The organism is Wenxinia marina DSM 24838 (assembly GCF_000379485.1).
GTDB classification, from domain to species: Bacteria; Pseudomonadota; Alphaproteobacteria; order Rhodobacterales; family Rhodobacteraceae; genus Wenxinia; species Wenxinia marina.
The window spans coordinates 143,355-166,363 of record NZ_KB902310.1 but is presented as its reverse complement, the minus strand read 5'-3'; the positions used below and the strand labels follow the sequence as shown (position 1 = coordinate 166,363).

General features: G+C 71.9%; 23 protein-coding genes. 7 read left to right on the top strand and 16 right to left on the bottom strand.

Features of this window, described 5'->3' with window-relative positions:
- Positions 1-5: 5 nt before the first annotated feature.
- Positions 6-665 carry a Hint domain-containing protein gene (locus A37W_RS22205; RefSeq protein WP_018303958.1) on the bottom strand — a complete coding sequence of 220 codons (660 nt, stop codon included), beginning with the start codon at positions 663-665 and terminating at the stop codon, positions 6-8.
- Positions 666-918: 253 nt separating this feature from the next.
- A complete protein-coding gene (locus A37W_RS0115525; RefSeq protein ID WP_018303957.1) occupies positions 919-1,878 on the bottom strand; it encodes a DMT family transporter in 960 nt (319 codons plus the stop codon).
- Positions 1,879-2,016: 138 nt separating this feature from the next.
- On the opposite strand from A37W_RS0115525, the gene A37W_RS0115520 reads away from it, so the two are divergent.
- The gene (locus A37W_RS0115520) at positions 2,017-3,648 is read left to right on the top strand and encodes an AMP-binding protein (protein ID WP_018303956.1); all 1,632 of its coding nucleotides are present in this window, start codon (positions 2,017-2,019) and stop codon (positions 3,646-3,648) included.
- A gap of 166 nt (positions 3,649-3,814) precedes the next feature.
- Positions 3,815-4,741, top strand: a complete 927-nt coding sequence (locus A37W_RS0115515) for a hypothetical protein (RefSeq protein WP_018303955.1) — start codon at positions 3,815-3,817, stop codon at positions 4,739-4,741.
- 161 nt (positions 4,742-4,902) lie between these two features.
- Here the strand turns inward: A37W_RS0115515 and A37W_RS0115510 are convergent, their stop codons facing one another.
- From A37W_RS0115510 to A37W_RS0115485, 6 genes are all read right to left on the bottom strand, one after another.
- Positions 4,903-6,315 carry a hypothetical protein gene (locus A37W_RS0115510; RefSeq protein ID WP_026198544.1) on the bottom strand — a complete coding sequence of 471 codons (1,413 nt, stop codon included), beginning with the start codon at positions 6,313-6,315 and terminating at the stop codon, positions 4,903-4,905.
- 111 nt (positions 6,316-6,426) lie between these two features.
- Positions 6,427-7,059, bottom strand: a complete 633-nt coding sequence (gene upp / locus A37W_RS0115505) for a uracil phosphoribosyltransferase (protein ID WP_018303954.1) — start codon at positions 7,057-7,059, stop codon at positions 6,427-6,429.
- Positions 7,060-7,123: 64 nt separating this feature from the next.
- Positions 7,124-8,110 (bottom strand): adenosine deaminase, encoded by a 987-nt coding sequence (locus A37W_RS0115500; protein ID WP_018303953.1) that lies wholly within the window; start codon positions 8,108-8,110, stop codon positions 7,124-7,126.
- Positions 8,107-9,321, bottom strand: a complete 1,215-nt coding sequence (locus A37W_RS0115495) for a phosphopentomutase (RefSeq protein WP_018303952.1) — start codon at positions 9,319-9,321, stop codon at positions 8,107-8,109. The genes A37W_RS0115500 and A37W_RS0115495 overlap by 4 nt, the downstream gene beginning before the upstream one ends.
- A 490-nt stretch (positions 9,322-9,811) precedes the next feature.
- Positions 9,812-11,116 (bottom strand): thymidine phosphorylase, encoded by a 1,305-nt coding sequence (locus A37W_RS0115490; RefSeq protein ID WP_018303951.1) that lies wholly within the window; start codon positions 11,114-11,116, stop codon positions 9,812-9,814.
- Positions 11,116-11,520: a cytidine deaminase gene (locus A37W_RS0115485; protein WP_018303950.1), complete on the bottom strand. Its 405-nt coding sequence runs from the start codon at positions 11,518-11,520 to the stop codon at positions 11,116-11,118. The genes A37W_RS0115490 and A37W_RS0115485 overlap by 1 nt, the downstream gene beginning before the upstream one ends.
- Positions 11,521-11,645: 125 nt before the next feature.
- Between A37W_RS0115485 and A37W_RS22200 the strand changes: the two genes are divergently transcribed.
- Complete coding sequence (locus A37W_RS22200; protein ID WP_018303949.1) at positions 11,646-11,846, top strand: DUF3072 domain-containing protein; 201 nt, start codon at positions 11,646-11,648, stop codon at positions 11,844-11,846.
- A 113-nt stretch (positions 11,847-11,959) separates the two neighbouring features.
- Positions 11,960-12,121: a DUF3072 domain-containing protein gene (locus A37W_RS23860; protein WP_018303948.1), complete on the top strand. Its 162-nt coding sequence runs from the start codon at positions 11,960-11,962 to the stop codon at positions 12,119-12,121.
- A gap of 25 nt (positions 12,122-12,146) precedes the next feature.
- On the opposite strand, the gene msrA is transcribed toward A37W_RS23860, so the two are convergent.
- On the bottom strand, positions 12,147-12,806 hold the full coding sequence (gene msrA, locus A37W_RS0115470; protein ID WP_026198543.1) for a peptide-methionine (S)-S-oxide reductase MsrA: 660 nt from the start codon (positions 12,804-12,806) through the stop codon (positions 12,147-12,149).
- Between the two features lie 210 nt (positions 12,807-13,016).
- Here msrA and A37W_RS0115465 point away from each other — a divergent pair, with 210 nt between their 5' ends.
- Together A37W_RS0115465 and A37W_RS0115460 are read left to right on the top strand one after the other, a co-directional pair.
- A complete protein-coding gene (locus A37W_RS0115465) occupies positions 13,017-14,015 on the top strand; it encodes an LLM class flavin-dependent oxidoreductase (protein ID WP_018303946.1) in 999 nt (332 codons plus the stop codon).
- Positions 14,016-14,079: 64 nt separating this feature from the next.
- Positions 14,080-15,474: an MATE family efflux transporter gene (locus A37W_RS0115460; RefSeq protein WP_156169406.1), complete on the top strand. Its 1,395-nt coding sequence runs from the start codon at positions 14,080-14,082 to the stop codon at positions 15,472-15,474.
- Here A37W_RS0115460 and A37W_RS0115455 read toward each other — a convergent pair.
- Complete coding sequence (locus tag A37W_RS0115455) at positions 15,437-16,606, bottom strand: type III PLP-dependent enzyme (protein ID WP_026198542.1); 1,170 nt, start codon at positions 16,604-16,606, stop codon at positions 15,437-15,439. The genes A37W_RS0115460 and A37W_RS0115455 overlap by 38 nt on opposite strands.
- A 600-nt stretch (positions 16,607-17,206) precedes the next feature.
- Between A37W_RS0115455 and A37W_RS24150 the strand changes: the two genes are divergently transcribed.
- The gene (locus tag A37W_RS24150; protein WP_018303943.1) at positions 17,207-17,479 is read left to right on the top strand and encodes a dienelactone hydrolase family protein; all 273 of its coding nucleotides are present in this window, start codon (positions 17,207-17,209) and stop codon (positions 17,477-17,479) included.
- A 22-nt stretch (positions 17,480-17,501) separates the two neighbouring features.
- Here the strand turns inward: A37W_RS24150 and A37W_RS0115445 are convergent, their stop codons facing one another.
- The 6 genes from A37W_RS0115445 to A37W_RS0115420 all read right to left on the bottom strand — a co-directional run bounded on the left by A37W_RS0115445 (position 17,502) and on the right by A37W_RS0115420 (position 22,954).
- Positions 17,502-17,804 carry a helix-hairpin-helix domain-containing protein gene (locus tag A37W_RS0115445; protein WP_018303942.1) on the bottom strand — a complete coding sequence of 101 codons (303 nt, stop codon included), beginning with the start codon at positions 17,802-17,804 and terminating at the stop codon, positions 17,502-17,504.
- A 157-nt stretch (positions 17,805-17,961) separates the two neighbouring features.
- Entirely contained in the window at positions 17,962-19,467 is a 1,506-nt protein-coding gene (locus tag A37W_RS0115440; protein WP_018303941.1) for an NAD(P)(+) transhydrogenase (Re/Si-specific) subunit beta, read from the bottom strand.
- Positions 19,468-19,477: 10 nt separating this feature from the next.
- On the bottom strand, positions 19,478-21,049 hold the full coding sequence (locus A37W_RS0115435; RefSeq protein ID WP_018303940.1) for a Re/Si-specific NAD(P)(+) transhydrogenase subunit alpha: 1,572 nt from the start codon (positions 21,047-21,049) through the stop codon (positions 19,478-19,480).
- Between the two features lie 67 nt (positions 21,050-21,116).
- On the bottom strand, positions 21,117-21,803 hold the full coding sequence (locus A37W_RS0115430; protein WP_018303939.1) for a D-lyxose/D-mannose family sugar isomerase: 687 nt from the start codon (positions 21,801-21,803) through the stop codon (positions 21,117-21,119).
- Between the two features lie 111 nt (positions 21,804-21,914).
- The gene (locus A37W_RS0115425; RefSeq protein ID WP_018303938.1) at positions 21,915-22,139 is read right to left on the bottom strand and encodes a hypothetical protein; all 225 of its coding nucleotides are present in this window, start codon (positions 22,137-22,139) and stop codon (positions 21,915-21,917) included.
- Between the two features lie 35 nt (positions 22,140-22,174).
- Positions 22,175-22,954, bottom strand: a complete 780-nt coding sequence (locus A37W_RS0115420; RefSeq protein ID WP_018303937.1) for a gamma-glutamyl-gamma-aminobutyrate hydrolase family protein — start codon at positions 22,952-22,954, stop codon at positions 22,175-22,177.
- Positions 22,955-23,009: the final 55 nt, after the last annotated feature.

Sequence of the window (23,009 nt, the reverse complement as noted above, 5' to 3'; positions counted from 1 at the left end):
GAGCATCAGGCCCGGGCGACCCCGACCGCTGCCCCCGGCCCATCAGGGCAATGGCCGGAGATCGAGGGGTCCATCATCGCGAGAAACTCGCGCGCCTCGGCGAGGGTGAGCGCGGCGGTGGGCCCGCAATGGCCGGTGTCGGCGACGGCCTGCAGGAAATCGCCCGCCTTCGGGCAATGGTGCAGCCCGCCGGAGCGAAGGAAGACGATCTCGTCCTCCGCGAATTCCAGCCGCACCAGCGACGGCGGCCGGCCCGAGACCGGCGCCGGCGCGATGCCGGCGAAGCCTTCCAGCGCCCGCGCGGGCAGCAGGACGAAGGGGTCGCCGAACAGCTCTTCCGCAAGATCGCTCTCGATCATGAGATAGGCGCCGGGCAGCACGTCGAAGGCCGTCTCGTTGCTGACCGCACCGGCGGGCACGTGCAGCGGCCGCAGTGCGCCGATCGCCGGCACCGCGTCGCCGTAGCCGTAGCCGCCGCGGATCACGTCGGTCAGCGGCACCATGCCGTGGTCGAAAGTCAGGACCCTGTCGCCCGGCGCCAGCGCCTCGACCGCACGCCAGCCCAGCGCAGTGGCGATGACGGTCCCGCCGATGAAGGCGCCGTCGAGGCAGGGCTCGGCCATGGCCGATGTGTCCTGGCGGGGCGCGCGCGTCTCGTTGAGCATGTCGGGCCTCTTCTCGGCACAGCCGCATCTGCGGCGCAGTCTTCGTGATCGGTGGGACCATCAGGCGATCCCGCCATGCCTTTCACAGGGCCGGAATGGGGCGTTGCTATGGCGATCGGCCCGTGGCCGCGACAAATTCGTATTTTCGAGGAGAATTGTATCCGAAATGGCCCATTCGGGGTAAGCGATTAACCGCTTAGTAACCAATCCGTCGCCGCCTGGCGGCCGACGGACGATTCGCGTGTCGCTCCCCCTATTCGAGGGGCTCGGCATCGGCCCCGGTCGCGGGGCTGCGCAGCGGCTGCGGCGCGTCCGTGCGCAGCGAGATGAGGACGCCTGCCCCCGCGATAAGCGACAGCCCCGCAAGCGTCCTCCCGGTCGGCACCTCGCCCCACAGGATCGCCGCCCATGCCGTCGCGAAGACGAGCAGCGTGTTCTCGAAGACGGCCACGGTCGTCGCGTCGGCCAGCTGGTAGGCGCGGATCGACAGCCCGACTCCGGCGATGGAGCCGACGGACTGCAGCACCACGACAAGGAGGAAGGCGTCGTCCGGCGTGCCCCAGCCGCGCAGCGGCCATCCCGCCGGGCCCTCGGGGGCCGCGATCCCCAGCATGCCGACGACCACCAGCCCCAGCGCCCCCCATGTCGCCATCCCGCCGAAGAAGCCGAGGAGCAGCGTCAGCGTGCCTTCCGTCGCGCAGAACCGCCGCGTCACCACGTTGCCCGCGCCGTAGAGCGCCCCCGCCACCACCGGCAGGAGCGTGAGCCACGTCACCTCGCCCGACCCGGGCCGCAGCGCCACCACGATGCCGACGAAGCCCACCAGCACGGCGAGGATGCGCCGCGGCCCGATCCGCAGGCCGAAGAACGCCACCTCGTAGAGGACGACGAAGATCGGCGCGGTGAAGAGACCCGCGACCACCTGCGCGATGGGCAGCAGGCCGAGGCAGGCGAAGTAGATGACCATCGAGATCGTGGCGACGGCCGAGCGCAGCAGCACCGCCGAGGTGCGCTGCGGTCGCAGGCTCTGCCGCAGCAGCAGCGCCGCGGCGAGGATCAGCGTCATCGCGAGGGCGGAGCGCATCAGGTGGAACTGCCAGAGGCTCCCCTCCGGCGCGGCGAGGCGCACGAAATTGTCGACGAAGCCGTAGACGGCCATGCCGCCCAGCACCATCGCGATCGCGGCCGGTGTCCTGCCCGTGTCCTCGGTCATGCCTCTCCCCTCGCCCGGCCGCCGGCGCGGCGCTGTCCTGTCCGCGACATGCCGCGCCGCGCCCGCGCCCTGCGCCGCCGTTGCGGGCGGACGGGAGGCGCGCCTAATCTGGTGGCGAGATCATGGGAGGAGATGCCAATGGGATGGCTCGCGGACGAGACCGGCCTCGACAGGTGCGCGGCGAACTACGTGCCGCTGACGCCGTTGTCGTTCCTCACCCGCGGGCGGGAGGTGTTCGCGGACCGCGAGGCGCTGGTCTACGGCCGCACCCGCCGGACCTATGCCGACTACGCCGCGCGCGTCTCGCGCCTCGCCTCGGCGCTGGCGGGCGCCGGGATCGCGCCCGGGGACGTGGTGTCCACGCTCCTGCCCAACGTGCCGCCCCATGCCGAGGCGCATTTCGGCGTCCCCGCAGCCGGCGCGGTGCTGAACGCGATCAACGTCCGGCTGGACGCCGACACGGTCGCCTACATCCTCGGCCACGGCGGGGCGCGGCTGATCCTGTGCGACAGCGCCTTCGTCCCGCTGGCGGAGGAAGCGGTCGCGATGATGGAAGACGAGGCGCCCCGCATCGTCGAGTGCCCCGACGACGAGGCGGGGGTGGCCGCCACCGGACGGCACACGACCTATGAAGACTTCCTCGCGGGCGGCGACCCGGAGGCGCCGTGGCGGATGCCGCAGGACGAGTGGGAATCGCTCGCGCTCAACTACACCTCCGGCACCACCGGGCGGCCGAAGGGCGTCGTCTACCACCACCGCGGCGCCTACCTGAACGCGATGGGGCAGGTGCTGTCGTGGCGGATGGTGCTGCATCCCCGCTACCTCACCATCGTGCCCTTGTTCCACTGCAACGGCTGGTGCCACACATGGATGATGCCGGCGATCGGCGGCACGGTCGTCTGCTGCCGCGACATCGCGGCGAAGCCGATCTTCGAGGCCATCGCGGACGAGACCGTCACCCATTTCGGCGGCGCGCCGATCGTCCTGAACCTGCTGGTGAACGCGAAGGAGGCGGACCGCCGCACCTTCGATCACGTGGTCGAGGTCTTCACCGCCGGCGCCCCGCCCGCGCCCTCGATCCTGTCGCGGATCGAGCCCATGGGCTTCCACGTCACCCAGGTCTACGGCCTGACCGAGACCTACGGGCCGGCGACCGAGTGCTACTGGCGCGAGGAATGGGGCGACCTGCAGGGTGACGACCGCGCCGCGATGAAGGCCCGCCAGGGCGTCGCGATGCCGTTCATGGAGCCGGTGGTGATCTGGGACGAGAACGGCCGCCCCCTGCCCCGCGACGGCGGCCACCAGGGCGAGATCGTGATGCGCGGCAACGGCGTGATGAAGGGTTACTACCGCAACCCCGAGGCGACGGAGAAGGCGTTCCGCGGCGGCTGGTTCCATTCCGAGGACCTCGCCGTGCAGCACCCCGAGGGGCACGTCCAGATCGCCGACCGGGCAAAGGACATCATCATTTCGGGCGGCGAGAACGTCTCGTCGGTCGAGGTCGAGGCCGCGGTCATGGCGCACCCCGCAGTGTCGCTGTGCGCCGTTGTCGCGATGGCGGACGAGAAGTGGGGCGAGGTGCCCTGCGCCTTCGTCGAGCTGAAGGACGGGGCGAAGGCGTCGGAGGCCGAGCTGATCGCCCACGTCCGCTCCCGCCTCGCCGGATTCAAGACGCCGAAGAAGGTGGTCTTCCGCGAGCTGCCGAAGACCTCCACCGGCAAGATCCAGAAGTTCGAGCTCAGGACCCTTCTGAAGTCCGGCGCTTGCTGATAGGGCCGAATCGGCGCTGTCGCTCGCCCGGCGCGGGCGGTATGCTGCCGATCAAAACGGGAGGCGGAGCAGTCCCCTGGACCGGAACGTAACGGCGCTGAAGCGATATGCCCGGCTGGAAAGCGGCGGCCTGTGGCGGCCTGCGCCCGACGCGCAGCGCCGGGATGTGGGCGTTGCGTTCGGCGAGGCGACGCTCGTCGTCATGGACGGCGCCGGGCGGCCGCTGACCCACTGGTCCCTGCCGGCGGTGGAGCGGATGAACCCGGGTGAGCGGCCGGCGATCTTCGCCCCCGACGGCGCGGGCACCGAGACGCTCGAGATCGACGACCGCGAGATGATCGAGGCGATCGAGACGGTGCGCCGCACGCTGGAGAAGCGCCGCGCGCGGCCCGGCCGCCTGCGGCAGACCGCGATCTGGGGCACGGTGGCGGCGGCGGCGCTGATCGTCGTCTTCTGGCTGCCGGGCGCGCTGCTGCGACAGGCGCTGTCCTCGGTGCCGCCGGTCAAGCGGTCCGAGATCGGCGCGACCCTCCTCGGTCACCTCCAGCGCGCCACCGGGCCCGCCTGCCGAAACCCGCTCGGCGTCGAGGCGCTGGGGCGGCTGCAGACCCGGGTCCTCGGCGAGGATGCGCCGGGGCAGGTCGTCGTCGTGCCCGGGCGGCTGCCCGGGGCGCTGTACCTGCCGGGCGGCATCATCGTCCTGTCGCGCGAGATGGTGGAGGGGGCGCCGGAGGGCGCGGTCGTCGCCGGCCACATCCTCGCCGCCGCGGTCAGCCGGACCGAGGCCGATCCGCTGGCGCCGATCCTGCGCGCCGCGGGCACCCGGGCGACCGTGACGCTCTTCACCACCGGCGACCTGCCCGAGACGGCCCTTGTCGACCAGGCCCAGCGCCTGCTGACCAACCCGCCGCCCCGGGCCGGGGCCGACGACCTCGCCGCCGCCTTCGAGGTGACGCAGGTCCCGCTGGCGCCCTGGGCCGAAGCGGTCGGCGACGACGCCCTCGCCGCGAGCGACCCGCTCGCGGGACGGTCCCCGCCCGAGGTGATGAGCGACGGGGACTGGGTCAGCATCCAGGGCATCTGCCGGGGCTGACGCCCGCGATGCGGGTCCCCCCTTTCCGAGCCGGACGTTCCGGCCGAGGGGAGCGGAACCGCGCGATCCGCTCGCCGCGCGACATGCCCTGACCGACAACGAACGCGCCCGTCCTCGAGGGGAAGGACGGGCGCGCGGCAGCCGGTTCGGGTTGCCGGCCGTCAGCGGAGGTACAGGCCGCCGCTGGTCGGGGTGCCGCCCGCGCGCGCGACCTGCGCGGGATCGGCGAAGGGGCTGTAATAGTGCGCCGGGAGGCCCCGGTGCGGGTTGATCCGGCCATCGTCCCAGACGCGCTCGTATCCGGGTACGGGCCGCGTCGGGAACGGGGCGACCACCGGATTGGACGCGGGGACCGGCTCGGCGAACCATTCCGCCCGCGCCACCTGCGGCCCGGCGGCGACGGCGGGCGCGCCGCCGGACGGGGACTGGGCCTGCGGGCCGCAGCGCACGGCGCCGTTGCCGCCGCCGGTCATGTAGGCGCCCATCGCATCTCGGCAGGGATGCACGAACGTCGTCTGCACCGTTCCCGCGGCGGCCGGCGCGCCAATGCCGCCGATCCCGGCCGGACCGCCGGGTGCGGCCGGGGTCGCGGCGGCGATCATGATGGGCGCGGGCGCCGGAGCCGCGCCGCAGGCCAGCGGCGCGCCGCTGTCGCGATAGACGTAGCGCACGCCGGTGCGCGCGCTTTCGGCGCACAGGGCGTCGATGCTGGTGCGCACCGGTTCGACCCCGCCGGCGAAGATCACCGATCCCGGCCCTGTCGCCGCGGGCAGCGCCGAGGCGAGCGTGACCGGCGCCGGGGCCGGCCCGCCGCCGCAATCGACGACGCTGCCGGTCCGGCCGTTGACGTATCCCGGCTGCGGTCCGGTGCGACCCTCGCAGAACTGGCCGACGGTCAGTTGAACGTCGGGCGCGGACGGGGCCGGCGCAGTCACCGGCACCGGCGCGGCGCCGCCGCAGTCGATGGTTTCGCGGGTGTCCGCGTTCACGTAGCCCGGCTGCGGCCCGGTCCGGCCCTCGCAGAACTCCGCCAGGGTCATCCGCGCCGGCTCCGGCGCGGCGGCCGGGGTGGGCGCGGGCGCTGCGCGGGGCGGCACGACCTGGGGCGAGGTCGGCAGGCCGAGGCCCGCGACCGTGGGAATCGGATCGCCCGTCGCCGGTCCGCCCGGCTGCGACGTGATCGTCACCGGCGCGGGCGCCGCGACCTGCTGCGGCGGCGGTGCGGCGGGCTCGGGCGCGGCGGCGGGAGGCGCCTCTTCCGTCCCCAGGACCCCGGCAATGATCGGCGCCTGCGGCGCGGACGGCGCGGCCGCCCCGCCCGACACCGGCGTGGGGGCGAAGCCGCAAAGCTGTTCGCGGTCTGCCGACAGGCGCGGCACCCACGTCGTCAGCCCCGAGACACCTGCGCGGATGAAGACGCAGCCGGCGCTGTCGACATACTGGTTGCCCTGGTACGACGACGGCGGGATCTCGGCCGGCAAGGCGGTCTGGGCGTTCAGGGCGCTGCCGGACAGAAGAGCGGCGACCACCGCGACCCCCCGACCGCAGCGCCGTGGCGACGGCAGCTGGATCATCGTAATCCCCACAAGATGTGGTAGAGACGATGCCCGACTGACGCTAGGTTGTAAAGGGATTGGCGCCCGCCCGGAAACCCCTTGTCCCGCACGCGCCCGCCCCCGCCGCCGTCACTTGGTGCCGAACATCCGGTCGCCCGCGTCGCCCAGGCCCGGCACGATGTAGCCGTGGTCGTTCAGGTGCGAGTCGAGCGCAGCGGTCACGATCGGCACGTCCGGATGCGCCTCCTTCATCCGCGCCACGCCCTCGGGCGCGGCGAGCAGGCACATGAAGCGGATGTCCCGCGCACCGGCCTGCTTGATCAGGTCGATGGCCGCGGCCGAGGAGTTGCCCGTCGCCAGCATCGGGTCGACCACGATGGTCGTCCGGTCCTCCAGCGACTGGGGCACCTTGAAGTAGTACTGCACCGGCTGCAGCGTGTCGGGGTCGCGGTACAGGCCGACGAACCCGACCCGCGCCGCGGGGATCAGCTCCAGGATCCCGTCCAGCAGCCCGTTGCCCGCCCGCAGGATCGAGACGAGGGCCATCTTCTTGCCCTCGATCACCGGCGCGTCCATCGGCTCCAGCGGGGTCTCGATCCGCGTGGTCGTCATCGGCAGCTCGCGGGTGATCTCGTAGGCGAGAAGCAGGCTGATCTCGCGCAGCAGCTGGCGGAAGGACTTGGTCGAGGTGTCCCTGTCGCGCATCAGGCTCAGCTTGTGCTGGACCAGGGGGTGGGTGACGACGGTCAGGTGGTCGGTCATCGGCGGGCCCTCTTCGATCGCTCCCGCTGCGGTAGCCTCTGGGCGCGCGCGGGTAAAGCCCGCGTCAGCCGCGCCGCGCCTCGATCCGCGCCTTCACCCGCCCGCGCGTCTCCTCGTCGCAGAACGCCGCCGAGAGCGCCGTCTGAAGCAACGTCTCGAACTCGGACTCGCCGAAGTCGAAGACCTTCGCCAGCGTTTCGTATTCCTTCGTCATCGTGGTGTGGAAGAAAGGCGGATCGTCGGTCGAGACCGTGACCTTCACGCCCCTGGCCATCAGGTCGGCGATGGGATGGTCCCGCCACGACGGCACCGCGGCGAGAAAGACGTTGGAGCCGGGGCAGACCTCCAGCACGATCCCCCGTTCCGCGATGTCCTCGACCAGCGCGGGATCGCGGGAGGCGTTGATGCCGTGGCCGATCCGCTCGGGGCGAAGGTCGCGGATCGTGTCCGCCACCATGTCCGGCCCGCCCCACTCGCCCGCATGCGCCGTCAGGTGCATCCCCGCCTCGCGCGCCGCGTCGAAAGACCACGAGAAGTCGCCGGGCCGGTGCATCATCTCGGCCCCGGCGAGGCCGAAGCCGCGGATGAACGGGCCGAACGTCTCGATGGCGCAACGGGCGGTCGCCTTCGCCCGCTCCGGTCCGAAATGGCGGATCGGGGTGACGATGCCGCGCAGCGTGATGCCGAAGGTCCGCTCCGCCTCGGCGGCCGCGTCCTCGATGGCGGCGAGGTAGTCGCGCCAGGCGGCGAGGTCGGCGCCGCCGCAGAATTCCGGCGACAGGAACGCCTCGGTGTAGATCACGCCGTGGCTGGCGCTCTCCTCCAGCACGGCGAGGGTCAGGCGGCGGAACTCCTCGGGGCCGGTGAGAACGGTGCAGGCGGCCTCGTAGACCTGCAGGAAGTGGTCGAAGCCCTTGTAGGCATAGCCGCCGTCCTCGCGGAAGATGCCCGAGAGGTCGATGTTCTTCTCCCGCGCCAGACCGCGGATGAAGGCCGGCGGCGCCGCGCCCTCCAGATGCAGGTGCAGCTCGATCTTCGGCAGATCCCTCACAGAACGCTCCTTCCCGGCCCCGTCTCGTCCAGTCCCAGATGCGCCGCGACGGTGGCGGCGACGTCGGCGAAGGCGATCAGCCCGTGCGCCCCCTGCCCCACGCCCTGCATCAGCACCGGCACCCGCTCGCGCGTGTGGTCGGTGCCGGTCCATGTGGGGTCGTTGCCGTGGTCGGCGGTGACCACCAGCAGGTCGCCGGGCCGCAGTCGCGGGATCAGCAGGCCGAGCTCGGCATCCACCCATTCCAGCGCCCGGGCGTAGCCCGAGACGTCGCGGCGGTGGCCGTGGACGCTGTCGAACTCCACGAAGTTGGCGAAGACGAGCGCGCCGTCCTCGGCCCCGTCGACCAGCGCGCCCAGCGCCTCCATCAGGTCGGCGTCCGAACCCTTCACCACGTCGTCGATGCCCCGCATCGAGAAGATGTCGCCGATCTTGCCGACCGCGTGGACCGGCCGCCCGGCGGCGTGGGCCCAGTCGCAGAGCGTCGGGGCGGGCGGCGCGATGGCGTAGTCCTTGCGGTTCTTCGTCCGGGCGAACCCGTCTTCGGGGGTGCCCACGAACGGCCGCGCGATGACGCGGCCGACCTTCATTGCGTGCAACCGCGGGGCGAGGTCGGCGCACAGCTTCAGCAGGCGACCCAGCCCGAACGTCTCCTCGTGCGCGGCGATCTGGAAGACGCTGTCGACCGAGGTGTAGCAGATCGGCCAGCCCGTCTCGATGTGGCGCGCGCCCTCCTCCTCGATGATCAGCGTGCCGGAGGCGTGGCGGTTGCCGAGGATGCCGTCCGTTCCCGCGAGGCGGCAGACCTCGGCCACGAGGTCGTCGTCGAAGCAGGGATCGGCCTTGGGGAAGTAGTGCCAGTCCCACGGCACCGGCACGCCCGCGAGTTCCCAGTGGCCCGACGGCGTGTCCTTGCCCTTCGACACCTCGGTCGCGGCGGCCCAGGCGCCGGTGACGGGACCGTCCAGGCCCGGAGGCGGCGTCATGCCGGACGCGGCCTCCAGCGCGGCGCCGAGGCCGAGGGAGGCGAGGACGGGCACCTGCAGCGGGCCGGAGCGGCCGTCCTCTGCCCGCCCGGCGGCGCAGACCTCGGCGATGTGGCCGATCGTGTTGGCGCCGGTGTCGGGGGTGTCGCCGTTGAAGAAGGCGTCCGCGTCGGGCGCGCCGCCGATGCCGGCGCTGTCGAGGACGACTAGGAAGGCGCGGCTCATCAAGGTCTCTCCCGGCCGGCAGGGGGCTCGATCCGGCTCGTCGTGGAAGGGGCGCTGCCGTCAGCCCCGATCTCCCGCCCGGAACAGCGGCGCAAGCCGCCCGGGCAGCGGCTGGCCGCCCCCCGGCCAGCCGCTTCGCCGGCGGTGGAGCGGGACACGGGCATCGGGCGGTGTTGAGGAATAAAGTGCCAGGTCGACGGGGCAGGAGCGGCTGTCCGCGGCCATCCGCGGCCTTCTCGTTGTTGCACGGTCAGCAAGAACGGTTCTCCGCCGCGCTCCCTCACCCCTCCGACCAGCCCGGAATCAGCCGCGCAAGTGGCCCGGGCAGCGGCTGGCCGCCCCCCGGCCAGCCGCTTCGCCAGCGGTTTGCGCGACATGGCCGTCATGCGGGGAGGATGGATAAAGTGCCAGGTCGAGGGGACAGGAGCGGCTGTCCGCGGCCATCCGCTACCCTCTGGTGGCGCCTCCCGGATTGCGGACGGGGTGGTCCTCACGGCTCCACCCGCCCGATCACGAGGTCCGGCCCGGCGAACCCCTCACCCAGCGTCAGCGCCCGCTGCACCGCCTGCGCCGCCGCCTCGGCGCTCGCCTCGTCGGCGGCGTGGGCCGTCGCCACCGGCTCGCCCCGCGCGACGCGCGTCCCCAGAGGCCGCACGTCCGAAAGACCGACCGCCGGGTCGATGCGGTCCGTCTCCACCTGCCGTCCGCCGCCCATCGCGACCACGGCCAGGCCGAGCGCCTCGCCGTCCCAGGCCGTCAGCACGCCGTCCGCGGGCGCCACCACGTCGCCCACCACCGGCGCGCGCTTCAGATGCGCCCGCCAGTCCGCGTCCATGTCCGGCGGCCCGCCCAGCAGCGCGACCATCCGCGCGAACCGCTCCATCGCCGCGCCCGAGGCGATGGCGTCCGACACCCGCGCCGCCGCCGCGTCCTCGTCCTCGCCGGTCAGCGCCAGCGCGCGGGCGGCCAGCGCCACGGTCAGGTCGTGCAGCCGCGGCGCCGCGTCCCGGTTGCCCGACAACACCTCCATCGAGATCCCCACCTCCAGCGCGTTGCCCAGCGCCGGCGCGAGCGGCTCGTCCATGTCGGTGATGAGCGCGGCTGTCCGGCAGCCCGCCCCGTTCGCCGTCGTCACCAGCGAGCGCGCCAGCGCCAGCGCCTCGTCCCCGCTCTTCATGAACGCGCCCGAGCCGCATTTCACGTCGAGGACCAGCGCCTCCAGCCCCGCGGCGAGCTTCTTGGACAGGATCGAGGCGGTGATGAGATCCACCGACTCCACCGTCCCCGTCACGTCGCGCACGGCGTAGAGCCGCCGGTCCGCCGGCGCGATCCGGCCCGTCGCGCCGACGACGGCGCAGCCGACCTCCCCCACGACCTGCCGCAGCTTCTCCTCGGAAATCTGCGCGCTGACGCCGGGGATCGCCTCCATCTTGTCCAGCGTCCCGCCGGTGTGACCGAGGCCGCGGCCCGAGATCATCGGGACAAAGGCCCCGCAGGCCGCCAGCGCCGGCGCCAGCACCAGCGACACACAGTCGCCGAGGCCGCCGGTGGAGTGCTTGTCGATCACCGGCCCCGGCAGGTCCCACCGCAGGACATCGCCCGAATCCCGCATCGCCTCGGTCAGGATCACCCGGCCCTCTTCCCCGAGGCCCCGGAGGCAGACGCCCATCGCGAACGCGCCGGCCTGCGCGTCCGAAACAGACCCATCGGCCAGCCCCTTCGCGAAGGCGCGCAGCTCGTCCGGATCGACCGGGTCGCCCCGGCGCAGCCGGGCGTTGACGGCGCGGGCGCCCATCAGGCCCGCTCCATGTAGCCCTTGTCGAAGGCGCCCGGCAGCAGCTCGCCCAGCGTCGTCGCCAGCCGTCCGCCGTCCAGCGTGGCGAGTGTTACCGGCACGTCGCCCGCCCCGAACTCCGCCAACTTCTGCCGGCAGCCGCCGCAGGGGCTCACCGGCAGGGGGGAATCCGCGATCACCGCCACCTCCGCGATCGCCGTGTCGCCGCCCGCGACCATCGCTGCGATGGCGCCGGCCTCGGCGCAGGTGCCCTCGGGGTAGGCCACGTTCTCGACGTTGACGCCCTGGTAGACCCGGCCCGAGGCGGCGCGGATGGCGGCGCCGACCTTGAAGTTGGAATAGGGCACATAGGCGCGCTCGCGGATCGTGCGGGCGCTCTGGATCAGGCTGTCGGTGTCGGACATCGGCGGGTCTCCTTGCCCGCCCACCCTGCGGCGGCCCCTGCCCCGATTGCAAGGCGGAACCCCGCCGTCCGTGGCGTCGTTGCCTTTGGGAACCCGCACCCCGAGACCCCGCGAGGAGCCGCCCCATGATCCCCCCGAGCAAGGCCGTCCTGCCCGAACCCGAAGCCGAGCGCTCCGGCGAGGGCGCCGAGGCGATGACGTCGCGCCAGGAAGAAGAGCTGAAGGCGCTGTGCGACCGCACCGGCGAGGTCTTCGACCCCAGCCTCAGCCGCAGCCAGGCCGACCACCGGATCGGCAAGCTGCGCGAGATCGCGGGCGACAACTGACTGCAAAACGCCGCTCCCGCGCCAAAGGCGCGCCGAAAGCGTGGCGCAATCCTCCCTTACGTCAAGGTCACGCCGGGACCGACCCGGCGGCCAAGCAACACGGACGACGAACGATGGCCCAGACGATGACGAGCCCGATGACGAGGTCCCAGAAGGAAGAGCTGGCGCAGCTCTGCCGCAAGACGGGCGAGCAGGTGGAGAAGGTGCTCACCCGCGCACAGGCGAAGTGCCGGATCGAGACGCTGAAGCTGCTGGACACCCTGCCGCGCCGCTGAGGCACGCCAGGGCCCCGAAGGGGCGCTACTGCGCCGCGACGCCCGTGCCGATCGGGCAGGTCACGCCGGTGCCGCCGATCCCGCAATAGCCGTTCGGGTTCTTGGCCAGGTACTGCTGGTGATAGTCCTCGGCCCAGTAGAACGGGCCGGCCTCGACGATCTCGGTGGTGATCCGCCCGCGCCCGGCCCTGTCCAGCGCCTGCTGATAGACCGCTTTCGACGCCTCCGCGGCATCGCGCTGCATCTCGGTCGTCCAGTAGATGCCGCTGCGGTACTGCGTGCCCCGGTCGTTGCCCTGCCGCATGCCCTGCGTCGGGTCGTGGCCCTCCCAGAACACCTTTAGAAGTTCGTCGTAGGACACGATGGCCGGGTCGTAGACCACGCGGACCACCTCGTTGTGGCCGGTCCGGCCGGTGCAGACCTCCTGGTAGGTCGGGTTCGGCGTGTAGCCGGCGGCGTATCCGACGAGCGTCAGGTGCACGCCCGGCAGTTTCCAGAACATCCGCTCGACGCCCCAGAAGCAGCCCATGCCGAAGACCGCGACCTCCATGCCGTCCGGCACGTCCATCGTGATCGGCTCGCCGCTGACGAAATGCCGATCCGCCGTCGGGAGGGCCCGGTCGCGGCCCGGCAGGGCGTCGGCCTCGGACACCATCTCGTCCTTCGTTTTCAGGAATTCGAACATCGCGGGCACCTCGTCCTGGCTGAACACGGGATCTAGGGGCGCGCGCCGCCGCCACAAGCCCCCGATGCTGCCCCTGACCCGCCGACTTCACCCCTTCGGGAGAGCGACGCCGGACCCGCTCAGCGGCGACGGCCCCCCTTCCGCCCGCGCATACCGGTGCCGCCTCCCAGGGGACTGGCGCGCCCCGCGCCGCGCCCCTATCTCGGGCGCATGGACAAGTTCTCGCTTCTCGATCTCGCCCCCGTCACCGAGGCGCAGACCCCCGCCGACGCGCTGGCCGAGGTCGCCCGGACCGCGCAGCATGCCGAGGCGCTCGGTTTCCACCGCTACTGGCTGGCCGAGCATCACAACATGCCCGGCATCGCCTCTGCCGCGACCGCCGTGGTCATCGGCCACGCCGCGCAGGCGACGAAGACGATCCGCGTCGGCGCCGGCGGCATCATGCTGCCGAACCATGCGCCGCTGGTCGTGGCCGAGGCGTTCGGGACGCTGAACGCCCTGCATCCGGGCCGCATCGACCTCGGCCTCGGGCGGGCGCCCGGGACCGACGGGCTGACCGCCCGCGCGCTGCGGCGCTATTTCGAGAGCGCCGACCGCTTCCCCGACGACGTGGTGGAGCTGATCGGCTACCTCGACGACGCCGAAGGGACCGCCCCCGTCCGCGCCGTCCCCGCGCCGGGCCTGCCGGTCTGGATCCTCGGCTCGTCGCTGTTCGGCGCGCAGGTGGCGGCGCATTTCGGCCTGCCCTACGCCTTCGCCTCGCACTTCGCCCCCGCGATGCTGGAGGAGGCGGCCGACGTCTACCGCCGCACCTTCCGCCCCTCGGCGCGGCTTGACCGGCCGTACTTCATGATGGCCGCCGGCGTCTTCGCCGCCGACACCGACGAGGAGGCGGAGTATCACCGCTCCTCGCAGCTGCTGTCCTTCGCGCGGCTGCGCACCGGCGCGCCCGGGCGCCTGCCGCCGCCCGTCCGCGACGTCGCGGCCCACGTCCCGGCGCAGATGCTGGAGGGCGCGCGCGAGGCGATGTCCGTCTCCGCCACCGGCAGCGCGGCGACCGTCCGCCGCCAGCTCGCCGGCCTGATCGAGCGCTACCGCCCGGACGAGCTGATGATCACCGGCATGATGTACGACCCCGAGGCCCGTCGCCGCAGCCTGACGCTGGCGGCCGAGGCGCTGGCCGAGCTGCGGCAGCCCGCCGCGGCCTGAGGCCGGAACCGTCCTGCGGTCCCCCCGTTGCCGACGGGATGACCGACAGCCCGATCCTCTCCCGATGAGCGCGGGAACCCGCGACCTCACGCAAGGTCCCGTCTGGCGGGCGCTCGCCACGGTATCGGGGCCCATGCTCCTCGGCATCGCCGCCGTGCTGTCCGTGGGGCTGGCGGATGCGTTCTTCCTCTCCCGCCTCGGGGGCGCACCTCTGGCGGCGGTCGGCTACATCTACCCCGTCACCACAGCCATCACGTCGCTGTCCATCGGCCTCTCCGCCGCCGCGAACGCCACCGTCAGCCAGGCCCTCGGCCGCGGCGACGACGGGGCGCGGGTGCATCGCCTGTCGCTGCACGCCGTCGTCACCGGCGGCGTGCTGGCGCTGGCCGTGGCGGGGCTGTTCTACCTCGCCTCCGGCCCGCTCTTCGGCCTGATCGGCGCCCGTGACGAGGCGGCGGGCGAGATCGCGAAGTACGTGCCGTGGTGGGCGCTGTCCTTCCCGTTCCTCGTCCTGATGATGCAGGTGAACGCGGTGTTCCGCGCCCACGGCCGCGCCGGCGTCGCCTCGGTCACGATGCTGGGCGCGGCGGCGCTGAACATCGCTCTCGATCCCTTGCTGATCTTCGGCTGGGGGCCCGTGCCCGGCCTCGGCACCGGCGGCGCGGCGCTCGCCACCTGCATCGCCCGTGTCGCGGCGGCGGTGGGCGTCCTGCTCTACGCCTGGCGCGAAGGCGTTCTCGCCCCCTGCGGCCAGCCGCTGCGGGACCTGCGCGAGAGCCTGGTCTCCCTCGCCCGCATCGGCGGCCCCGCCGCCTTCTCGAACGCGATCAACCCTGCCGGCATGGCCGCGGTCACCGCGGCCGTCGCGACGCTGGGCGAGAGCGCGGTCGCCGGGTTCGGCGCCGCCACGCGGGTGCAGTCGCTCGCCATCGTGCCGCTGCTCGCGCTGTCCTCGGGCATCGGCCCCGTCGTCGGCCAGAACTGGGGCGCCGAGAAGCGGGAGCGCGCCGGGAAAGGCGTCGGCTGGGCGTTCACCGCCGCCACCGTCTACGGCCTCGCCGCCGGCGCGATCCTCTTCGCCCTCGCCGGCCCGATCGCCGGCCTGCTGACGCCCTCGGACGAGGAGCGGCGGATCGCCGCCCTCTACCTGCGGGTCGTCGGCTGGACGCTGTTCGGCTACGGCTTCGTCGTGATCGGCAACGCGGCGATGAACGCCCGCGACCGGGCGCTCTATTCGATGGGCCTCAGCCTGGCGCGCATCCTCGCCGTCTACCTGCCGCTGGCGTGGGGCGGGGTCATGCTGTTCGGCTATCCCGGCATCCTCGGCGCGGCGGCGATCGCCAACGTCCTCGGCGCCGCCGGCGCGGTGGTCCTGATCCGCCGCACCGGCCTGTGGACCGGCCTGCCGGACCTGCCCTTCCTCAGATCGCGACCACGTCCAGCGGCGGAAAGCCGTTGAAGCAGACCGACGAGTAGGTCGAGGTGTAGGCGCCGGTGTTCCGGATCAGCACCCGGTCGCCGGCGGCCAGCGCCAGCGGCAGCTGCGTGGGCCGCTTCTCGTACAGCACGTCGGCGCTGTCGCAGGACGGCCCGGCGAGGATGCAGGGACCGGTCGGGCCGCCGTCGTGGGGCGTCGCGAACTCGTAGCGGATCGCCTCGCCCTCCGTCTCGGCCAGGCCCGAGAAGCGGCCGATCGAGAGGTACACCCAGCGGTGCACGTCCCGCTCGGACTTGCGGGAGGTCAGCATCACCTCGCACGCGATCACGCCCGCCTCGGCGACGAGGCCGCGGCCCGGCTCGGCCATGATCTTGGCCGCGCCCGGAAAGCGCGCCTCCACCATCTCCATCACCCGCGCGGCGTATTCCGCCGGCGCCTGGATCGCCTCGCCGTAGAAGGCGGGAAAGCCGCCGCCGATGTTGATGAGGCCGAGGTCGTGGCCGGCGTCGCGCGCGGCCTGCCAGATCGCGCCCATCTCGTCGAGCGTCGGCTCCCAGAACTCCGCCCGGCGGGTCTGGCTACCGACGTGGAACGAGAAGCCGAGCGGCGTGAGGCCGAGGTCCTTCGCCACGTCCAGCAGGCGCAGCGCGGTGTCGCGGTCGCAGCCGAACTTGCGGGTCAGCGGCCAGTCGGCGTTGGAGGTCTCGACGATCAGGCGTATGTAGACCGACGCGCCGGGGGCATGGGCGGCAATCTTCTCCAGCTCCTCGTCCGCGTCGGCGGCGAAGACGGTGATGCCGGCCGAATGCGCCCAGGCGATATCCGCCGCCCGCTTGATCGTGTTGCCGAAGGAGATGTGCTCGGCCTTCGCGCCGAGCGACAGGCACAGCTCGATCTCGCCCCGCGAGGCGGCGTCGAAGTGGCTGCCCAGCGCGATCAGCCGCTCCAGGATGGCGCGGTGCGGGTTCGCCTTGACCGCGTAGTGGATGTCGGCGCGGCCGAGGCCGGATTTCAGCGCGTGGTACTGCGCCTCGACCCGGTCGACGTCGAGCACCAGAGTCGGGCGGTCGAACTCGGCCGTCGCGGCGAAAGCTTCGAGGCGGTTGGCGGCACGGATTTGCGGCGCGGAAGCGCCGGCGTTCGCTGCAGTCATCGTCATCTCCAATAGACCCGGGGCCAAACGGTCCCGACCAGTACCAAGGGAGACGTTACCGTCGCTGCATGAACGCGTGCCGGTCCAAGTGGGCCCTTGCAGGGGACCCTCCCGGGCGTGGCCAGAGGCGCGTGCGTTGGCGTCTGTAGGCGGGGCATTTGGGGCAAACGCCCGAGTCGATCAAGGGAAAATGGAGCGGACGGACAGGTTTTTTCGTTGCACGCTGCGGTGGTCGCCCGGGGACAGACAGCCGGGATTTGACCAGCCCGGCGTTCATGATATGTTCCCGATTATCCCCAACGGAGATTGCACCGTGGCCCACGTCGTCCTCATCCACTCCGTCCTCGGCCTGCGGGAGATCGAGCGCGACCTCGCCCGCGAGTGGGAGGCGGCCGGGCACCACGTCACACTTCCCGACCTGTACGAGGGCCGCAGCGCCGAAGGGTACGATGGCGGCTTCGAGATCCTCAAGGAGATCGGCCGCGAGACGGTGGCCGGCCGCGGGGCAGCCGCGATCGGCTCCGCCCCGATGGATGCGGTTCTGTCCGGCGTCTCGATGGGCGCGGGCATCGTCGGGACGCCTGGGGCGAGCGGCCGGACATGGCCGGCGCGATCCTCATCGCCGGCGCCTGCGAGTGGGCCCCGTCCCTTCGCCGCGCCATGCCGGTCGAGGCCCATATCGCCAGGCCCGACCCGTTCGACGACGACGCCTACTTCGCGGAGTGGGCCGGCGCCAATCCCGGCGTCGACCTGCGGATGCACCGCTACGAGGGCGGCGGGCACTATTTCCTCGACCCGGCCCTGCCGGACTACCACGCCGAGAGCGCGCGTCTCTGCCGCGAGCGGATGCTCTCTTTCCTCAACACGCTCTGAGGAACGGAAGGGCAGACCGCAGTCAGTCCTTCTCCCTCGGTTTCGCCGCCTCGCCCAGCGGGGCGGGCGGCTCGGTCACCTCGCCGTCCAGTCCGCCATCCGCCGCCGCATCGGCGGGCACCGCCCCGCGCGTCGTCTCGTCCGGCGGCTCGCTCGCCGCGCGGGCGGCGGCGCGCAGACGTTCCGCCCTTTCGGTGGACACGCCGCGCACCGTCAGAAGCGTCTCGACCGGCGCCGCGGCCAGCCCCTCGATCGTGGTGATCCCCAGGGCGCTCAGGTGAGTCGCAAGTTCCGGGTCGAGGCCCGGAAGGTCGGTCAGCTTCATGCGGCGCGCCCCTGTTGTGCCCGCCCAGCATGACACGCCCAGCCGGCCGTCGCCAAGAGCCCCGCCCCCTCTCTCACTGAGCCATGAGTGTTCCGGGGTCTGGCGGAGCTCGCCTCCGGCAAGACGTCAGCGCTCCACCCGGACAGTCGTCGAGGGTTCAGGCCAGCTTGGGCAGCAGCTGATCCAGCGACTTCTTCGCGTCGCCGTAGAACATGCGTGTGTTCTCCTTGTAGAACAGCGGGTTCTCGATGCCCGAGTAGCCCGTCCCCTGCCCCCGCTTGGAGACGATGACGGTCTTCGCCTTCCAGACCTCCAGCACCGGCATGCCGGCGATGGGCGAGTTCGGATCGTCCTGCGCCGCCGGGTTCACGATGTCGTTCGACCCGATGACGATGGCGACGTCCGTCTGCGGGAAGTCGTCGTTGATCTCGTCCATCTCGAGGACGATGTCGTAAGGCACCTTCGCCTCGGCCAGCAGCACGTTCATGTGCCCCGGCAGCCGCCCCGCGACCGGGTGGATGCCGAAGCGGACATTCTTGCCCTCGGCCCGCAGCTTGCGCGTCAGCTCGGCCACCGACGCTTGGGCCTGCGCCACCGCCATCCCGTAGCCGGGGACGATGATGACGCTGTCCGCGTCCTCCAGCAGCGCGGCCACGCCGTCGGCGTCGATCGGCACCATCTCGCCCTCGACCGCCATCGCGGGGCCGGTCGTGCCGCCGAAGCCGCCGAGAATGACGCTGACGAACGAGCGGTTCATCGCCTTGCACATGATGTAGCTGAGAATCGCGCCGGAGGAGCCGACGAGCGCGCCGGTGACGATCAGCAGGTCGTTGCCCAGCGTGAAGCCGATGGCCGCGGCGGCCCATCCGGAATAGCTGTTCAGCATCGACACGACGACCGGCATGTCGGCGCCGCCGATACCCATGATCAGGTGCCAGCCGACGAAGCCGGCGAGGACGGTGACGAGGATCATCGTCCAGATCGGCGCGCCGTTCACGAACATGATCAGCAGGATCAGCGACAGGAGCGCCGCGCCCGCGTTCCAGACGTGCCCGCCGGGCAGCTTCTGCGGCTTGCCGTCGATCTGCCCGGCCAGCTTGCCGAAGGCGACGATGGAGCCGGTGAAGGTCACCGCGCCGATGAAGATACCGAGCGCGACCTCGACCTTCAGGATCGCGATCTCGACCGCGTCCTTCATCGCCAGCTTCTGGCCGAAGCCGGTGAGGCCGTCGTACCACGCCCGCCCGTCCGGCGTGGCGAGCCAGGCGAGGCCCGCCTCGCTCCACTCCCCGCCCGTCTTGTAGCCGTTCCCGGCGAGGAAGCCCGCGACCGACTGCAGCATGATCTCGGCGTTGAGGCCGATGAACACCGCGGCGAGGCCGACGAAGGAGTGCAGCGCCGCGACCAGCTGCGGCATCTCGGTCATCTGCACCCGGCGGGCGACGCTCGTGCCGGCCCAGGCGCCGACCGCGACGGCCAGCAGGATCAGAAGGACGTTGTACACGCCGGGGCCGAAGATCGTCGCGACGACGGCGAGCGCCATGCCGGCGATGCCGTACCAGATCGCGCGCTTGGCGCTTTCCTGGTTCCGGAGGCCGCCCAGGGACAGGATGAACAGGATGGCGGCCGCGATGTAGGCGGCGGAGACGAGACCGGTGGACATGCGCGCCCCCTCAGGACTTCTGGAACATGGCGAGCATCCGGCGCGTCACCAGGAAGCCGCCGACGATGTTGATCGTCGCGATCAGCACGCCGATCACGCTGAGGAACACCACGAGCAGGTTGCTCGACCCGATCTGCAGCAGCGCCCCAAGGATCACGATCCCCGAGATCGCGTTCGTCACCGCCATCAGCGGCGTGTGCAGCGAGTGCGCGACGCCCCAGATCACCTGGAAGCCGACGAAACAGGCCAGCGCGAAGACGATGAAGTGCTGCATGAAGCTTTCCGGCGCGACCGCGCCCACGATCAGCATCAGCGCCGCGCCGACGGCGAGGAGCGTCACCTGGCTGCGGGTCTGCGCCTTGAACGCGGCCAGCTCGTTCGCCCGCCGCTCCTCCGGCGTCGGCTCCTTCACCGCGGTCTTGCGCGGCGCCGCCGCGATCGCCTGCGTCTTCGGCTTCGGCGGCGGCCAGGTGACGTCGCCCTTGTGGGCGACGGTGGCCCCGCGGATCACGTCGTCCTCCATGTCGTGCTTCAGCACGCCGTCCTTGCCGGGGGTCAGGTCCGTCAGCATGTGGCGGATGTTGGTGGCGTAGAGCGTGGAGGCCTGCGCCGCCATGCGGCTGGGGAAGTCGGTGTAGCCGACGATGGTGACGCCGTTCTCGGTCACGAACTTCTCGTCGGGCTGCGTGAGCTCGCAGTTACCGCCCCGCTCGGCCGCGAGGTCGACGATGACGGAGCCGGGCTTCATCGCCTCGACCATGTCGCGGGTCCACAGGACCGGCGCGTCGCGGCCGGGGATCAGCGCGGTGGCGATGACGATGTCGATGTCGGGCGCGAGTTCGCGGAACTTCGCCAGCTGCTTCTCGCGGAATTCGGGGGAGGACGGGGCGGCATAGCCGCCGGTGGACGACGAATCCTGCGTGTCCTCGAAGTCGAGGTAGACGAACTCCGCCCCCATCGACTCGATCTGCTCGGCCACTTCCGGCCGGACGTCGAAGGCCAGCGTGACGGCGCCCAGAGACGTGGCCGTGCCGATGGCGGCGAGGCCTGCGACGCCGGCGCCGATCACCAGCACCTTCGCCGGCGGCACCTTGCCCGCGGCCGTCACCTGCCCGGTGAAGAAGCGGCCGAAGTTGCTGCCCGCCTCGATCACCGCGCGGTAGCCGGCGATGTTCGCCATCGAGGACAGCGCGTCCATCTTCTGCGCCCGGCTGATGCGGGGCACCATGTCCATCGCGACCACGGTCGCGCCGGTGGCCTTGGCCCGTTCCAGCAGCTCGCCGTTCTGAGCGGGGTAGAAGAAGGAGATCAGCGTCTTGTCGGCCGTCAGCCGGTCCAGTTCCTCGTCCGTCGGCGGGCGGACCTTGGCGATCACGTCCGCCTGCGACCACAGGCCGGCGGCGGCGTCGACCACCGTCGCGCCCGCCGCGCGATAGGCGTCGTCGGTGAAGCCGGCGGCGAGGCCCGCGCCGCTCTCGACCACGCTGTCGTGGCCCAGCTTCGCCAGGTCCTTCACCGAGGCGGGGGTCATCGCCACCCGGGCCTCGCCCGGCTGTATTTCCTTCGGCGCTCCGATCTTCATCGCTGCTCCCCGGCGCAATGGTCTGTCATGCCTGCAATAGCCGGCGCAAGATCCTGTCGCAACCGCCTCACCCCAGCCACTCCCGGTAATCACTGACGAGGAGGTGCGTCGGCTGCTCGTCCTCCTCGATCTGCGAGAACCGGCCGATCGGCTCGCGGAAGACGTTGTCGGTCTCGTCGTCGTTGACGGTCGAGACCTCGCCGATCAGCACGTCGCCGCCCTCGCCCCAGAAGGCGTGCCAGTCGCCGGGGCGGAGCGTCACGCTCTCGCCGGGCGCGAGACGCAGCTTCTCGCCGGCTTGGAAGGGGCGCGCGATGCCGTCGCACATCACGGTGCCGCCGCGATCGCCCGCGAACCGCCCCTCGTCGTCCGAGCCGTGAAGCTCCACCACCAGCGTCGCGCCGCCGCGGTTGATGATGTCCTCGGCCTTGATGACGTGGGTGTGCATCGGCGAGAGCTGGTCCTGCTTGGAGATCAGCAGCTTCTCGGCGTAGCACATGCCCCGCCCGGCGGTGAGATCGGAGAGGAGGCCGTTGCGCAGGGTGAACAGGAACAGGCCCATCTCGTCGTAGCGGCCGGCGCCGTAGTCGGTGATGTCCCAGCCGCAGCGGGCGTCGATCACGTGGCGCGCGTCCTCGCGGTGGGCCATGAACTCGGCCGGTGTCCAGCGGGCGAAGGGCGGCAGGGTGAAGCCGTGGGCGCGGATCATCGCGTCGGCCTCGGCCATGATGGCGTTGATGCGGCTGCGTTTCATGCGGCGGTCCTCCCGTGGGGTCGGCGCGACCTTCGCGGGTTCGCGCCGCGTTGCCAAGGGCGCCACGGAAATCGCGTGATTTCCGTGCACGATCTCCGCGCGGAAATCGTGTCAGCGCAAACGGCGCAGAGGTTCGCGATTGCAGAACACGACGAACTGCCCGGCATTCTCGACGACCGAGTATCCGCGGCGGGTGACTTCGCCAAGGAACGCCTCGCGCCCGACGTATCGCTCGATGTCGCGGACCTTGCGGCGGATCACCTCGCCGTTACGGGCGGCGCGCGAACCGAAGATTTCGGCGAAGAACTGGGGCGGGGTGGGCGGTCCGGCGGTCATGCCGCACCCTCGTCCCAGATTGGTTAACGCCGCCCTTACGCGACCTCGCGCACGCTCACGGGCCGCTTGCCCTCCGCCCAGGCCGAGGCCGCCCGCCCGAACGCCTCGAACAGCGGCCGCGACACCGGATCGGCGCTCGCCCGCCACTCGGGATGCCACTGCACCGACAGCGTGAAGCCCGGTGCGCCCTCGATCCACACCGCCTCGGGCGTGCCGTCGGGGGCGAGTCCGTCGACCACCACCCGGGCGCCGGGCGTCTTGATCCCCTGCCCGTGCAGCGTGTTCGTCATCACCTCACGCGCGCCCATGAGCCGGTGGAACGGCCCCCCTTCCGTGAAGGTCACCTTGTGGCGCAGGGCGAACTTCTCCTCCAGCGTGCCGTCGGGCGGCATCCGGTGGTTCATCCGCCCCGGCAGCTCGCGGATCTCGGGCCACAGCGTGCCGCCCATCGCCACGTTCACCTCCTGAAAGCCGCGGCAGACGCCGAAGAACGGCTGCCCGCGCGCGACGCAGGCCCGCACCAGCGGCAGGACGATCGCGTCGCGGCCGCGGTCGAAGGCGCCGTGAGCCGGCGTCTCCTCCTCACCGTACTCGCTGGGATGCACGTTCGGCCGGCCGCCGGTGAGCAGGAAGCCGTCGCAGACCTCCAGCAGCTCGTCCACGCTCACCAGCGCCGGATCGGCCGGCACGATCAGCGGCAGGCCCTTCGACACCTCGGCCACCGCCTCGGAGTTCATGGTGCCGCCGGCGTGGGTGGCGTACTGGTCGTTGATCAGCTGGCTGTTGCCGATGATGCCGATGACGGGCCTGGCCATGTGCGGGCGCCTCTTGATTTTGCCCGAAGATAGGCGCTTCGTTCCGCAGTGGAAA